The sequence below is a fragment of the Methylobacterium sp. GXS13 genome (assembly GCF_001455965.1).
GTDB lineage: Bacteria > Pseudomonadota > Alphaproteobacteria > Rhizobiales > Beijerinckiaceae > Methylobacterium.
Genome location: NZ_LKKO01000029.1, coordinates 1 through 14055 on the forward strand (window position 1 = coordinate 1; position 14055 = coordinate 14055).

12 protein-coding genes and 1 pseudogene are annotated in these 14055 nt (G+C 70.0%); 5 read left to right on the forward strand and 8 right to left on the reverse strand.

Features of this window, described 5'->3' with window-relative positions:
- Nucleotides 1–454, forward strand: a pseudogene (locus AO398_RS27450) (hypothetical protein); the annotation flags it as partial.
- Nucleotides 455–755: 301 nt separating this feature from the next.
- Here the strand turns inward: AO398_RS27450 and ada are convergent.
- Nucleotides 756–1820 carry a bifunctional DNA-binding transcriptional regulator/O6-methylguanine-DNA methyltransferase Ada gene (ada, locus tag AO398_RS10685; protein ID WP_058192103.1) on the reverse strand — a complete coding sequence of 355 codons (1065 nt, stop codon included), beginning with the start codon at nucleotides 1818–1820 and terminating at the stop codon, nucleotides 756–758.
- A gap of 164 nt (nucleotides 1821–1984) precedes the next feature.
- Here ada and AO398_RS10690 point away from each other — a divergent pair, with 164 nt between their 5' ends.
- Nucleotides 1985–2974, forward strand: a complete 990-nt coding sequence (locus tag AO398_RS10690) for a hypothetical protein (protein ID WP_058192039.1) — start codon at nucleotides 1985–1987, stop codon at nucleotides 2972–2974.
- Between the two features lie 6 nt (nucleotides 2975–2980).
- Here AO398_RS10690 and AO398_RS10695 read toward each other — a convergent pair whose 3' ends face one another.
- Entirely contained in the window at nucleotides 2981–3727 is a 747-nt protein-coding gene (locus tag AO398_RS10695; RefSeq protein WP_058192040.1) for a YebC/PmpR family DNA-binding transcriptional regulator, read from the reverse strand.
- A 199-nt stretch (nucleotides 3728–3926) separates the two neighbouring features.
- Here AO398_RS10695 and AO398_RS10700 point away from each other — a divergent pair, with 199 nt between their 5' ends.
- On the forward strand, nucleotides 3927–4997 hold the full coding sequence (locus AO398_RS10700) for an SDR family oxidoreductase (protein ID WP_058192041.1): 1071 nt from the start codon (nucleotides 3927–3929) through the stop codon (nucleotides 4995–4997).
- Here AO398_RS10700 and AO398_RS10705 read toward each other — a convergent pair.
- The 6 genes from AO398_RS10705 to AO398_RS10730 all read right to left on the reverse strand — a co-directional run bounded on the left by AO398_RS10705 (nucleotide 4951) and on the right by AO398_RS10730 (nucleotide 11693).
- Nucleotides 4951–7002, reverse strand: a complete 2052-nt coding sequence (locus AO398_RS10705; protein WP_244498727.1) for a HAMP domain-containing methyl-accepting chemotaxis protein — start codon at nucleotides 7000–7002, stop codon at nucleotides 4951–4953. The two genes, AO398_RS10700 and AO398_RS10705, sit on opposite strands and share 47 nt — an antisense overlap.
- A 591-nt stretch (nucleotides 7003–7593) precedes the next feature.
- Nucleotides 7594–8343, reverse strand: coding sequence for an HAD-IA family hydrolase (locus tag AO398_RS10710; protein WP_058192043.1), 750 nt, complete (start codon nucleotides 8341–8343; stop codon nucleotides 7594–7596).
- A complete protein-coding gene (gene rpe, locus AO398_RS10715; protein WP_058192044.1) occupies nucleotides 8337–9023 on the reverse strand; it encodes a ribulose-phosphate 3-epimerase in 687 nt (228 codons plus the stop codon). Before rpe ends, AO398_RS10710 begins: the two co-directional genes overlap by 7 nt.
- A gap of 83 nt (nucleotides 9024–9106) precedes the next feature.
- The gene (locus tag AO398_RS10720) at nucleotides 9107–9514 is read right to left on the reverse strand and encodes an NUDIX domain-containing protein (protein WP_058192045.1); all 408 of its coding nucleotides are present in this window, start codon (nucleotides 9512–9514) and stop codon (nucleotides 9107–9109) included.
- Nucleotides 9515–9755: 241 nt separating this feature from the next.
- Nucleotides 9756–10616 (reverse strand): phosphoribulokinase, encoded by an 861-nt coding sequence (locus AO398_RS10725; protein WP_058192046.1) that lies wholly within the window; start codon nucleotides 10614–10616, stop codon nucleotides 9756–9758.
- A gap of 21 nt (nucleotides 10617–10637) precedes the next feature.
- Nucleotides 10638–11693, reverse strand: a complete 1056-nt coding sequence (locus AO398_RS10730) for a class 1 fructose-bisphosphatase (protein ID WP_058192047.1) — start codon at nucleotides 11691–11693, stop codon at nucleotides 10638–10640.
- Nucleotides 11694–11875: 182 nt separating this feature from the next.
- On the opposite strand from AO398_RS10730, the gene AO398_RS10735 reads away from it, so the two are divergent.
- Together AO398_RS10735 and AO398_RS10740 are read left to right on the forward strand one after the other, a co-directional pair.
- Nucleotides 11876–12817: a LysR family transcriptional regulator gene (locus AO398_RS10735; protein ID WP_058192048.1), complete on the forward strand. Its 942-nt coding sequence runs from the start codon at nucleotides 11876–11878 to the stop codon at nucleotides 12815–12817.
- On the forward strand, nucleotides 12814–14055 hold the full coding sequence (locus tag AO398_RS10740) for an FAD-dependent oxidoreductase (protein WP_058192049.1): 1242 nt from the start codon (nucleotides 12814–12816) through the stop codon (nucleotides 14053–14055). The genes AO398_RS10735 and AO398_RS10740 overlap by 4 nt, the downstream gene beginning before the upstream one ends.

The window sequence follows — 14055 nt, forward strand, 5'->3', positions numbered from 1 at the left end:
CCCGGCCGCGCCCCCCCGGCCCGCGGGCCGGCCCTGGGGCCGCCTGCGGGCCTGGGCCCGGCCGCCCCGGGCCCGCCCCGGCCGGGCGCGCCCCCGTTCGGGGCCGGTGCGGGCCCGCCTCGCCCTGCAGAAGCTGCCCGACCTGCCGGACATGCCCGATCGCTCCGGCGCCGAGCCCGGCAACCGCCAGAGCCCCTTCGTCAGCCTCGGCGGCACCCACGGCCCGACGATCGACACCCGCCCCGGCGCGGGCGGCATTCCGGGTGCGGATGGCCCTGGCGGGTTCGGGGCCCCGCGCGGCGGTCCCTTCGGAGGCGCACCGGGCGCCCCCGGCCCCAGGCCCGGCGGCCCGGGCGGTGGTCTCGGAGGCTTGGGTGGCCCCGGGGGCTTCGGGGGGCCGGGCGACGGCCCGGGCGGTTTCGGGGGACCACCGGGCGGGGGCGGTCGGCGCTGAGAGCTTGCCGCCCGTGCGATCTCGCCCGGTTTCCCGGCTCAGAACCTCGCAATGACGGTACAGAACGCGCAGCCGTCGCCAGCAGATGACACAGGCCCCTGTCCCGGACGCCTGGAACGTCAGTGGAAGGTGATCCGGGACCCAGCACAGGAAGCGCCGCGCAGCGGCACGATCGTCAAACAACAATGCGGACGCTGCGCGTCATATCATGCTGGGTCCCGGGACGCATTCCGCTGGCGCTGCATGCACCCGGGAAAGGGACGGCGCGAAACCGGCGATGGGCCGCGACGGCACGTTCGATTCAGCCCCCCGCCTCCCGCGCCAGCAGATCCCGCTTGCGGGCGACACCCCAGCGGTAGCCCGACAGGGCGCCGTCCGACCGGACCACCCGGTGGCACGGGATCGCCACCGCCAGGTGGTTCGCCCCGCAGGCCTGGGCGACGGCCCGCATGGCGGTGGGCGCCCCGATCGGCCGGGCGATGTCCGCGTAGGTGGCGGTCGTGCCCACCGGGATCGCCCGGAGCGCCGCCCAGACACGCTGCTGGAACGCGGTCCCGCGGATGTCGAGGGGCAGGTCGAGGCCGATGCCCGGTGCCTCGACCAAGCCGATGACGCGGGCCATCCAGGCCTCGAAACCCGGATCGTCGCCCTCGATCTCCGCCCCTGGAAACCGGTCCTGCAGGTCGCGGACCAGGGGTTCGGGGTCGTCGCCGAGCAGGATTGCGCAGATCCCCGCCTCCGTGGCGGCCACCAGGATCGCGCCGAGTGAGCAGGCGCCGACGCCGAACCTCATGCGGATGCCGGTACCGCCCTTGCGGTAGGCGGCGGGCGCCATGCCGAGCCGTCCGGCGGCGTCCGCGTAGAACCGGCTCGCGGTCGAGTAGCCGGCCTCGTACAGCGCCTCCGTCACCGTGGCGGCCTTGGGCAGGCCGGCGGCGAGGGCCTCGGCCCGGCGAGCGGTCGCGTAGGCCTTCGGGGTGACCCCGGTGGCGGCTTTGAACACCCGGTGGAAATGGTAGGCGCTCAGGCCCGCGGCCTGGGCGAGGTCGGCCAGCGGCGGCATCGTCTCGGCCGATTCGATCAGCCGGCAGGCCCGGGCGACCGCCTCGGCCCGGCGCTCAGGCAGCCCGGGCTCGTTCGGCCGGCAGCGTCGGCAGGGGCGGAAACCTGCGGCTTCGGCCTCCGCGCAGGTCGCGTGGAAAGTGACGTTCTCGGGCCGGGCCGCCCGTGAGGGGCAGCTCGGGCGGCAATACACGCCGGTGGTGCGGACCGCGTAGACGAAACGGCCATCCGCCCGCCCGTCGCGGGCGGCGAGCGCCGCCCAGCGTTCGGTGTGTTCGGAGTTGGCGGTCGCGAGCGCGGTCATGGCCGCACTATGCGGCGCGGCCGGTGTGTTGAGGAGGGGCTTGGCGGAGACGGGCATGACGGGACCTGCCGGACGGGTATATCGAGCGTCCCTCTCCTGCCGGTCCGCGGCCGCGGCCGCATCCTGCCCCTTGCTGCCGAATTTCTATCGCCCCCGAGTACGTCATGGCGTCGAGCAACACCGATCACATTCATGTCGGGCGGGATGGTTGGCTGTTCCTGAAGACCGGGACCAACGACATCCTCGGGCAATTCGAGCGCCCGGAGGAGACCACCGACCTGATCTGGCGCTGGCGCAGCCTCGTGATGACCCGGGAGCGGCGGCTGCGGGCGCTGGGCATCCGCTACCGCCACGTGGTCGCGCCGGACAAGCTGTCGATCTACGACAATCACCTCGACGGTCTCGCCATCGCGCCGGAGGCCTCCCCGGCCTACCGGCTGCTCCACGCCGAGCCGCCGCTGGGCAACCCATGGCGGCGGGGCCTGACCGGCCTCTACGCGGATTGGCGGCGCCGGAAGCGCTGGCGGGAGACCTGCATCGACCTGATCACGCCGATGCGCGCCGCCCGGGACACGGCCGATCTTTATTGCCGGACCGACACCCATTGGAGTTTCGACGGCTGCTACCTGGCCTATGCCGAGATCTGCCGGGCCTTCGGGGCGGAGCCGCGGACGGACCTCCGCGACCGGCCCTTCACCCAGATCGACCATGACGGCGACCTCGGCAGCGCCTTCGACCCGCCCCGGCGGGCCCCGTCACGGGCCTATCGGATCCAGCGGGATGCGGTGCGGACCTATGCCAGCCCGATCGTCGAAGCGCGCGAGAAGGCGGGCCTGCTGCACACGCTCCATGTCGGCGCCAACGTCGTCTACGGCAACGCCGCAGCGAGCGACCCGCGCCGGCTGGCGCTATTCGGCGATTCGTTCTCGCACGTCATGCCGTACATGCTGACGATCCTGCTCGCGGAGACCTTCCGCGAGGTACATTTCATCTGGAACACGTCGCTCGACTGGTCCTACATCGACCGGGCGAAGCCGGACCTTGTCCTCACCGAGGTGGCCGAGCGGTTCATGGCCCAGCTGCCGGACGACGGGTTCTCGCTCGACGCCTACGTGCAGGAGCGGTTCGGCGCCGAGCTGGCAGCCCAGGCTTAGAGAGCGCTAGCCCTCCAGCTTGGCCATCAGCGCATCGGACAGGGCGAAGTTGACATAGACGTGCTGCACGTCGTCCTGGTCCTCGATCACCTCGACCAGGCGGATCAGCTTCTCGCCGGTCTCGTCGTCGACATCGATCGTGTTTTGCGCCTTCCAGACCAGGCCGGTGCGGGTCGGCTCGCCGAACCGGGCCTCCAGGGCCTTGGCGACCTCGCCGTAGGAATCCTGCGCGCAGACGACCTCGTGGCCCTCCTCGCTGGAGCTGACGTCGTCGGCCCCCGCCTCGATCGCCGCCTCCAGCATCGTGTCGGCATCGGCGACGCTCGCCGGGAAGCCGATCACGCCGACGCGGTCGAACATGAACGCCACGGCGCCGGTCTCGGCGAGGCTGCCGCCGGACTTGGTGAAGGCCGAGCGCACGTCGGAGGCGGTCCGGTTGCGGTTGTCGGTCTGCGCCTCGACGATCAGCGCGGCGCCGCCGGGGCCGTATCCCTCGTAGCGGATGTCCTCGTAGTTCTCGCCATCTGCCCCGGAGGCCTTCTTGATGGCGCGCTCGATATTGTCCTTGGGCATGTTCTCGGCGCGGGCCGCGATGATCGCCGCGCGCAGGCGCGGGTTCATGGCCGGGTCCGGCGTGCCGAGCTTGGCCGCCACGGTGATCTCGCGGGCGAGCTTGCCGAACACCTTCGAGCGGACCGCGTCCACCCGGCCCTTCCGGTGCATGATGTTCTTGAACTGCGAATGGCCTGCCATGGCGTGTGAGACTTTGTTCGTTGGCGAGGGCGGGAATCCGGGACCCCGCCGTCGCGGCTGTGAGGTCGCCGCGTTATAGGCCGCCGGCTTCCGACGAAGCAACGCGGGCCGGGGCGTCGCGCGGCCGTCGCATTCGCGTGAGGTGCGGAAAGATCTCCGGCGGCGAACGTTGGCCGGGACTGTTTCACGTGGAACCCCGATGTCGAACCGGACCGAACGCAGCAAGACAGTAATGGTGACGGGCGCCAGCGCGGCCGTCGGCCGGGCGGTGGCGCACGAATTCGCGCGGCACGGTTGGAACGTCGGGCTCATCGCCCGGGGTGAAGCCGGTCTTGCCGGCGCCATCCGCGACGTGGAGCAGGCCGGCGGCCGCGCCCGCGCCTTCGCGATCGATGTGGCCGACGCGAATGCCGTCTCGCGTGCCGCCGATTCGCTCGCGCGGGCCTTCGGCGGCATCGACGTCTGGGTGAACAACGCGATGGTGACGATCTACGCGCCCGTCCAGGAGACGAGCCCGGAGGAGTTCCGCCGCGCCACGGAGGTGACCTATCTCGGGCAGGTGCATGGGACGCTGGCGGCGCTCCGCCACATGGTGCCGCGCGACCGGGGCACGATCGTCCATATCGGCTCGGCGCTCGCCTACCGGTCGATCCCGCTCCAGGCGACCTATTGCGCGGCCAAGGCGGCGGTGCGCGGCTTCGTCGACTCTCTACGCAGCGAGTTGCGGCACGATGGCAGCCGGGTGCGGCTGACGATGGTTCAGCTCCCGGCGGTCAACACGCCGCAATTCGATTGGGCGCGCTCGCGGCTGCCCCGCAAGCTCGAGCCGGTGCCGCCGATCTACCAGCCCGAGGCCATCGCCCGGCACGTCTTTCGGGCCGCCCACGACGCGCCGCGGGAATTGTGGATCGGCGCTTCGGCCTGGAAGGCGATACTCGGGACGATGCTGATCCCGGGATGGATCGACGGCTACCTGGCCCGACACGGCTATCGCGGGGAGATGACCAGCGTGCAAGCTCAAAAAAATCGTCCGGACAACCTCTACGAGCCCGTCGATACCGATCCCGGTGCCCATGGGCGCTTCGACGCCCGGGCGACTGCGCACGTGGCCGCGGCCGACCCGCGCTGGCTCAAACTCGGGATCGCCGCGCTGCTCGGCGTGGCTGCCGGCTCGATGCTGTTCGCCACCGAGGCGCAGGGCCGGCGCATCGGGCGCTCCCGCCTCAGGCCGCCCGCACGGTCGCCAGGAAGCGCCCGACCTCGGCCGTGAGCTGTTCGGACTGGCGCGACAGGGCGGAGGCCGAGTCCAAGAGCTCACCCGCGGCGGCGCCGGTCTTCTCAGCGGCCCCGGCCACGCCCGTGATCGTGCGGGTCACCTCGCTGGTGCCGGAAGCCGCCTGCCCGACATTGCGGACGATCTCCTGAGTCGCGGCATCCTGCTCCTCGACGGCCGCCGCGATCGAGGCGGACACGGTGCTGATCTCCCGGATGCGACCGGCGATGGCCTCGATGGCCGATACGGCCTCGCCGGTCACGCTCTGAATCTGACCGATCTGCTGGCCGATCTCGCCCGTGGCCTTGGCGGTCTGGTCGGCGAGCACCTTGACCTCCGCGGCCACCACCGCGAAACCCTTGCCGGCCTCGCCGGCCCGGGCCGCCTCGATGGTGGCATTGAGGGCCAGCAGATTGGTCTGCGCCGCGATGCCGGAGATCATCCCGACCACCTCGCCGATCTTGGACACGCTGGTCTTCAGGGCCGTGACGAGGGCGGCGGTCTGGTCCGCCTGGCCCACAGCGGCCCGCGCCAGATCGGCCGAGCCCGAAACCTGCCGGCCGATCTCCTGCACCGAGGCGCCCAGCTCCTCGGCGGCAGCCGCCACGGTGCCGACATTGGACGCGGCCTGCTCGGAGGCGGCCGCGACCGTGATCGATCGCTCGGCACTGTCGGCTGCCGTCGTCGCCAGGGTCTGCGCCGTTGCCTGCAACGCGCCGGCCGAGGCCGAAACCGTGCCGACGATCCCACTCGTCGCCTGCTCGAACGCATCGGCCATCTGATGCATCGACGCCAGACGCTGTTCCTCGGCGAGCAGCCGGGACTCGCTGGCCTCCTGCTCCAGGGCCTTCGTCAGGATCAGGTTGTCCTTGAACACCTGCACAGCCGCAGCCATGTCGCCAATCTCGTCGTCGCGCTGGGTGCCGGGCACGAGCGTTTCGAGCTGCCCCTCGGCGAGCCGTCGCATCGCGCCGCCCAGGTGAAAGAGCCGCCGGACGACGTGGAACTGGACGATCAGCACCGCCACCACGGCAAGGCTGGCGGCGAACAGGATGGTCGCAACGGCGAGCAGGAAGTCCCCGTGGGCGTCGGCGGCTGCCGCACTCGCGCGAGCCTGGGCGGCCTCGAGGACCGCGATCGCGGCGTCGGCGAGCGTCTGCTGGCCGATGATCGCCTCATCCCAAGCCGCAATGGGGATCGAGATCTTGCGCCCCGCCGAGACGTCGGCAGCGACGGTGTTGCGCAGGTCGGCCAGCTTGCCGCTGAAGTAAGTGGCGTTCGCCCTGTCGTAAGCCGCTTTCACGGAGGGATCGAATCCAGCGGTGGCGATCACGCGCTGGGCAATCTGCCACGCGGTGAGGGCCCCGGTTTCCGCCCTGTTCAGCTGCGTCCAGTCGGCGGGCGTAGCGACGCGACCGGTGGTCATGAGTTCGCTCACCTGGGACGCGACCCTGCTGGTCGTCGTTCGGGTCAGCCACGTCGCCGCCCTCGCATCCAGGAAGCTGCCGAAACCGGGCTCGAGGGCCTGAATCTCGGCCTCCGCCGCGTCCGAGGCGGCCTCGAGCACGGTGAGGATCCGGACGCCTAAGTCGGCGAGCGTCTTGCGCACCGATGGATCGCGTGCCGCGATGGGCTGTTTGAAGGCGGCATCCACGGCGGGGCGCTGGCGTCTCCACTCGTCCACCAAGGATTGCAGTTCAACGCCCCGCGCTTTGAGGGCGGCATCGTGCAGACGCCGCAATTCAGCCAAGGCACCGTCGATCGCCGTGTCGAAGGCCTCACGGCCCTTCAGGGCGATCTGCCGGTGCAGGCGGCCGGAATCGTCATCGGCATTATCGGCGAGCGCGATCATGGACCAGCCGCGCTCGACCCGAAACTGGTTCAAGCTCCCGAAGAGGTTGCGGTCGATCGCCATGTATTCGGCGACTTGCGTGGTGATGTTGGATCGCGTCCTGCTTCGTGCGACTTCCAGCGCGGCGATACCGATCGCCGCAATGCTCACCAGAGCCACCATCGCAATGAGGACCAAACGAATCGAGATTCTCAGCACGATCACCCACCCGGACAGACGACCACAGCAAGATTGCTCCAAGATGCCTATCGGTATGGGGGATTTCAAGTTTTGATTTTATATAAGTACTTTCAAATATGATACTTTATCGATCTTACTCTACAGCATTATTCAATTTTTATTATATCTATAAGTCGAAATATTGAAAGCAACTTGTTGTAAGGCACCCTGCGAATCCGAAACAATACAGTTGGGTATGTGAGCCGGCACGGGCCATGGGGTCGATCGCCCGGTGGGCCACCTGCACGAACCGCAAGGCCACCGACCGCGCAGGCGCAGCCCCAAATCCCGTCGCGCGGACGAACACCTCGGCCTCGGAGCGCGGATCGTCATCGGTCGAAAACCGGAAGCCCATCTTTAGGGTGATCGACCCGGTCTCGGGCGATCGCCGTCGGACGGCCCAACGAGCGCCTGCATGCGCCGTGGGCGGCTCGGACGCCGCGAAGCGAACGGTAAGGGCCCGACTCGGCGGAGGGGGACGGCAGCCGTTCGTTCGGTCGCGCTCCGCGGTGCGGCCTCCGTCTACCGCAAACCCGCGTGCCAATCCCGCAGCGCGGCCAGCGTCACCACGCGGCCCGGCCATTCCAGGCCGGCGAGGTGCCGATGCGGATGGCCGGGCTCGCCGAGGTCCGAGACCGCCGAGAAAGCGCCGTCGAGACGGTGGCGGTCGGTGTAGCGGCTGCGTGTCGCCAGGACCGGCAGGCCGGCGGTACGGGCCGAGGCGATGCCGGCGGCGGAGTCCTCGAAGGCCACCGCCTCCGAGGCCGGCACCCCGAGCCGCTCCAGCGCCAGCAGGAAGACATCCGGAGCGGGCTTCTTGCGATCCGCTTCGTCGCCGGCCGCGATCACCGCGAAGGGCGCGTCGGAGGCCGGAAAATTGGCCGCCAGCAGCCGGTCGACATTGGGCCGGCTGGTGGTGGTGGCGATGGCCAAAAGGAGCCCGGCGCTCCGGGCCTCGGCGACGAGCCGGGCGATCCCCGGGCGCAGCGGCAGCCCATTCTGAGCGATAAGCTCGCCATAAGCGATCGTCTTGCGGGCGTGGATCTCGGGCGCCTGCGCGTGGAAGGAGGCGGCCGCGCCCGGGTGGGTTGTGTCGATGTAATGGGTCAGCCGCTCCTTGCCGCCCATCACGGTGAGCAGGTCGGCGTAGAGCGCGGGGTCCCAGCGCCAGGGCAGGCCCAGCGCCGCAAAGGCGCGGTTGAACGCCTGCCGGTGCAGGTCCTCGGTCTCGGCCAGCGTGCCGTCGACGTCGAAGATCAGCGCCCTCAGCACGAGAGATCGCGGCCGGAGGCGCCCTCCGCGCCGGCCCGGATCGCCGCGATGCGCTCCGCATAGGCGTCGGGACCGCCGCTGAACACCGCGTTGCCGGCCACGAACGTGTCGGCGCCGGCGCGGCTCGCCGCCTTCACGGTCTCGGCATCGATGCCGCCATCGACCTGGATGCGGATGTCGAGGCCGGCGGCCATGGCCCGGACCCGCGCCACGCTCTCCATGGTGCTCTTGAGAAATTTCTGGCCGCCGAAACCGGGATTGACGGTCATCACCAGCACGAGGTCGACCATGTCGAGCACCGGCTCGACCAGGGCGGCGGGGGTCCCGGGGTTGATCGCCACGCCGGCCCGCTTGCCGAGGTCGCGGATGGTCTGGAGCGAGCGGTGGATATGCGGCCCGGCCTCGGCATGGACCGTGATCCCGTCGGCGCCGGCCTCCGCGAAGGCCGCGAGATACGGGTCGGCCGGCGCGATCATCAGATGCACGTCGAAGAACGTGTCGGCGTAGGGGCGCAGCGCCTTCACCACCGGGGGGCCGAAAGTGATGTTGGGCACGAAATGCCCGTCCATCACGTCGAGATGGATCCAGTCGGCCCCGGCCTCGGCCACCGCGCGGGTCTCCTCTGCGAGGCGGGCGAAATCGGCGGACAGGATCGACGGGGCGATGACGGGAGGCAGCATGCGATATCCGGAATCGGGCGGGCCGGGGCGAGCGCTGAAGGCCGAAGAGGGTCGATCCATTTACGTCGGCTCGCCGGCTCTTCCTACCCCTGCGTGTCGACCTGTCGGATGAGCCCGATGGCGGTCTTCGCCGCGAGGGTCAGGGGCTGCGGCGGTGCCTCCAGATCGAACCAGTCCAGACCGTCGTGCTTGTCCGGCTCGACCAGCCTCGGCGTCCCAGCATAGGCTTCGACCCGGTAGACCGGCGCGACCCAGTGGATGCCTGCATTCCGATCGATGTGATCGATCACGCAGAGGAGTGTGACCGGCTCGATGCCGATGCCGAGTTCCTCGGCGACCTCGCGCTTCACGGCATCGGCCACGGGCTCGAACAGGTCGACCTTCCCGCCTGCCAACCCCCAATGCCCGGCCTCCGGTTCGGTCCTCCGGCGCAACAGCAGGATGCGGCCATCGCCGACGATGGCGGCCCCGCATCCAACCCGTGGCTCCATCTGCACGATCCGACATCCCTTGTTTGGGAATTTGCTGGTGCCACGGTGAGGGCCGAGTCGCCAGTGTCGGCGACCCGGATCGTCATTGCGAGCGCAGCGAAGCAACCCAGCGTAGCGCGCGCTCTCAAAGCGTAGCGGATCACTGGGTCGCTTCGCTGCGCTCGCGATGACGGCGGGGCAGGATCGGCCGAGCGATCGCTGCTCCGCGCGCTACAATCAGGAAGGCCCGATCCCCAAAAGATCACGCCAGCCGGCGGCGGCGCTCCACGAGTTGCATGATCATCGGCGTCAGGATCAGCTGCATGGCGAGGTCGAGCTTGCCACCCGGGATCACGATGGAATTGGCTCGGCTCATGAAGCTGTCGTGGATCATCGAGACGAGATACGAGAAATCGATCCCCTTCGGGTCCTTGAACCGGATGACCACCAGCGACTCGTCGGCGGTGGGAATCCAGCGGGCGATGAACGGGTTCGAGGTGTCGACGGTCGGCACCCGCTGGAAGTTGATGTCCGTGAACGAGAATTGCGGGCAGATGGTCTGCACGTAGTCGGGCATCCGCCGCAGGATCACGTCGGTGACGGCATCCGTGGAATAGCCGCGGAACGAGCGGTCCCGGTGCAGCTTCTGGATCCATTCGAGGTTGATCACCGGCACGACACCGATCTTCAGGTCGGCGTAGCGGGCGATGTCGACATCCGGGTCGGCCACGCAGCCATGCAGGCCCTCGTAAAACAGCAGGTCGGAATCCGGCGGGAACGCCTCCCACTCGGAGAAGCTGCCCTCCGGGATGCCATAGGCCCGGGCGTCGTGCTGGTCGTGGGCGTAGTGACGGGTCCGGCCGGTGCCGTTCTCCGCGTAGCTGCGGAACACCGCCTCCAACTCCGGAAGCAGGTTCGCCCGGGGTGCGAAATGCGACAGCGTCGGCTCGCGCGCCATCATGGCCCGCATCGTATCCCGGTCGAAGGCGTGGAAGCCGTCGCCCTCGATAAACACCGCGCGCACGTCCTCCCGGCGGAAGATCTGCTCGAAGGTGTTGCGCACCGAGGTGGTGCCGGCCCCGGAGGAGCCGGTCACCGAGATGATGGGGTGACGCGCCGACATTCTGTGTTCTTGGCGTCCTGCCTATGAGCGCATCAGGCCGCGCTGGCCGAACAGCGGCGAGCGGCCGGCATCGGGCTTGCCGCCGGCGTAATAGGAGGCCACGCAATCGACCTCCTCGGTGGAGCCGCAGACCAGCGGCGCGCGCTCGTGGATCCCGGTGGCCACCAGGTCGAGGATGCGGGTCTGGCCGTCGGTCGCGGCGCCGCCGGCCTGCTCGATGAGCATCGCCACCGGGGCGACCTCGTAGAGCAGCCGCAGGCGGCCACGGGCGTAGTTCTTGCGGGCGTCGCCCGGATACAGGAACACGCCGCCCCGGGTCAGCACGCGCTGAATGTCGGCCACCAGGGAGGCGAGCCAGCGCATGTTGTAGTCCTTGTCGCGCGGCCCCTCGGTGCCGCGCTGGCAATCCTCGATATAGGCCTTCACCGGAGCATCCCAGTGCCGGACGTTGGAGGCGTTGATCGCGAATTCCTTGGCCGAGGCCGGAACGGACATGCCTGCGCTGGTCAGGCGGAACACGCCGTCGGTGCGATCGAGCACGTAGGATTGCGTGCCGTCGCCGAGCGTCAGGATCAGCGCGGTGGCCGGACCGTAGGTCACGAAGCCGGCGGCGATCTGGGCGGTGCCCGGGGTGGTGAACGAGGCCAGCGGGTTGGCCGGATCCTTGATCGACGGGCGGATGCCGAAGATCATCCCCACCGCCATGTTGACGCCGATGTTGGACGAGCCGTCCAGCGGGTCGATGGCGACCGCAAGCGGCGCGTCCGGGTTCAGCCGCATCACCTCCTCGGCCTCCTCGGAGGCGACCTCGGCCACCGGAGCGCCCTGCAGGGCGGCGGTGACGCTCTCGTGGGCGATCACGTCGAGCGCCTTCTGCACGTCGCCGTCGCTGTTATGCTCGCCCGCTGCCGCAAGGTCGCCGCCGAGCGCGCCGCGCCCGATCAGCGCGCTGATCTCCACCGCCGAGCGCGCGATCGCACCGATCACCGCGGCGGCATCCTTCAACGCCGGGTTGGTTTCGACCGCCTGCGCCAGGCAGGTCTCGAGAGGCGTCCCGATCGCTGCTGAAATTGCCATCGGCCTATCTCTCCTGCTGGAATCCCGCCTGCCGGGATCGCGCGTTCCGCGTCGGGTCTGTACCGGCCCCTCTACCACCAAGATAGCGGGTCGCGCGCCTGGATCGACAGGAACCGGGGACGCCACGCTCAAGATTTCTGAGGGATCTTGTGTCATAGGACAAAAAAAACGACATCTCCGCCATGCGCAATCTCTCCCTCAAGCAGCTCCAGGCGGTGGCGGCGGTGGCCCGCCTGGGGACCATGACCCGGGCCGCGCAGGAGCTGAACGTCACCTCGGCCGCGCTCTACGCGCGCATCCGCCAGCTGGAGGAAGAGGCTGGGCTGCTGCTGTTCGACCGGACGCCGGGCGGCCTCAAGCCCACCGATGCCGGGCGCGAGATGCTCTGGGCGATCGACAGCATCAACACCGTCCTGGAGACCTGCACCGACCGGCTGCGGACCCTGCGCGGCGCGGAGGGCGGGCGCGTCGCGCTGGGCGTCGTCTCGACCGCGAAGTATTTCGCGCCCCAGGTGATCGCGGGCTTCGTCAAGAAGCACCCCGGCGTCGAGATCAGCCTGTCGGTGCGCAACCGCGGCCAGACCGTCGAGGCGCTGCGCGGCTACGAGATCGACTTCGCCGTAATGGGCCGCCCGCCCCGGGACTTCCCGATCGAGGCCGCGACCTTCGGGCCACACCCGCTGGTGCTGGTCGCGGCCCCGAGCCATCCGCTCGCCGGCCGGACCGGCCTGTCCCGCGAAGATCTGGCCGATCAGCCCTTCTTTTTCCGCGAAGAGGGCTCCGGCACGCGCACGGTCTTCGAAGAGTTCATGAGCGGCATCCTGGTCAAGCGGGCGCTCCTCGACATCGACACCGGCTCCAACGAGACCATCAAGCAATCGGTGATGGCCGGGCTCGGCATCGCGCTGCTGTCGGTCCATTCCGTCGCGGCCGAGGTCGAGAGCGGCCGCCTCGCCCTTCTCGACGTCAAGGGCCTGCCGATCCGGCGCGACTGGTACGCGGTGCGCCGGGCCGACAAGGTGCTGGGGCCGGCGGCCTCCGCGGTCTGGTCCTACCTGATGAGCGACGGCGCGCGGATGCTGCCGGGCGTCACGCTCCCCGAAGTCACCGGGGCCAAGGCGTGAGCACCCCCGGCATCGTCGTCGCCGGGGCCGGCCAAGCGGGCTTCCAGCTGGCCGCCTCCCTGCGCGAGGGCGGCTTCCGGGCCCCGATCACCCTGGTGGGCGACGAGACCGCCCTGCCCTATCAGCGCCCGCCCCTGTCGAAGGCCTATCTGGCCGGCAAGACCGACGCCGAGGGGCTGTTCCTGCGCCAGCCCGGCTTCTTCGCCGAACACGCGATCACTCATCGGCCGGGGATCCGCGCCCTGGCGATCGACCGCGCGGCGCGCCGCCTGCAGCTCTCGGACGGCCAAAGCCTCGCCTACGATCACCTCGTTCTGGCCACCGGCGCCCGCAACCGGCCGCTGCCGGTGCCGGGGGCCGATTTGCCGAACGTGCGCCAATTGCGCGGCCTCGCCGATGCCGACGCGCTCCGGACGGCGCTTGGCGAGGCCAAGGCAATCGTGGTGATCGGCGCCGGCTTCATCGGGCTGGAATTCGCCGCCGTGGCCGCGGCACGGGGCCTGTCGGTGACCGTGGTGGAGGCGGCCGACCGGCCGATGGCCCGGGCGGTCTCACGGGAGATCGGGCAGTTCTTTCAGGCAGCCCACGAGGCGATGGGCGTGCGCTTCGCCTTCGGGGGGGGCGTGACCGCGATCGTCGGCCGGGCGGGCCGTGCCACGGGCATCGTCCTGGCGGACGGACGGGAGCTTCCCGCGGACTTCATCCTGATCGGCATTGGCGTGCTGCCGAACCGGGAACTCGCCGCAGACGCCGGTCTCCCGGCCGAGGACGGGGTGCGGGTCGACGCCTTCCTGGCGACGCCCGATCCGGCGATCTCGGCGATCGGCGATTGCGTCCGCTTCCCGAGCCCGTTCGCCCACGGGCTCACCCCGGACGGCACGGTGCGGATCGAGTCGGTGCAGAACGCCATCGACCAGGGCCGCTGCCTCGCCGCGCGGCTCAACGGCAAGCCGGCGGCCTACGGGGCGCTGCCGTGGTTCTGGAGCGACCAGGGTCCGCACAAGCTGCAGATCGCCGGCCTGTCCGGGCCTGGCGATACCAGCGTGGTCCGGGGCTCGGGCCCGGCGTTCTCGGTGTTCCGCTTCCGGGACGGTGCCTTGAGGGCCGTGGAGTCGGTCGACCGGGCGGGCGACCATATGATCGCCCGGCGCCTGCTGGCGGCGGGCACGCCGCTCACCCCGGAGCAGGCAGCCGATCCCGGCTTCGATCTCAAGGCCCTGGCGATGAAGCGGCCCTGA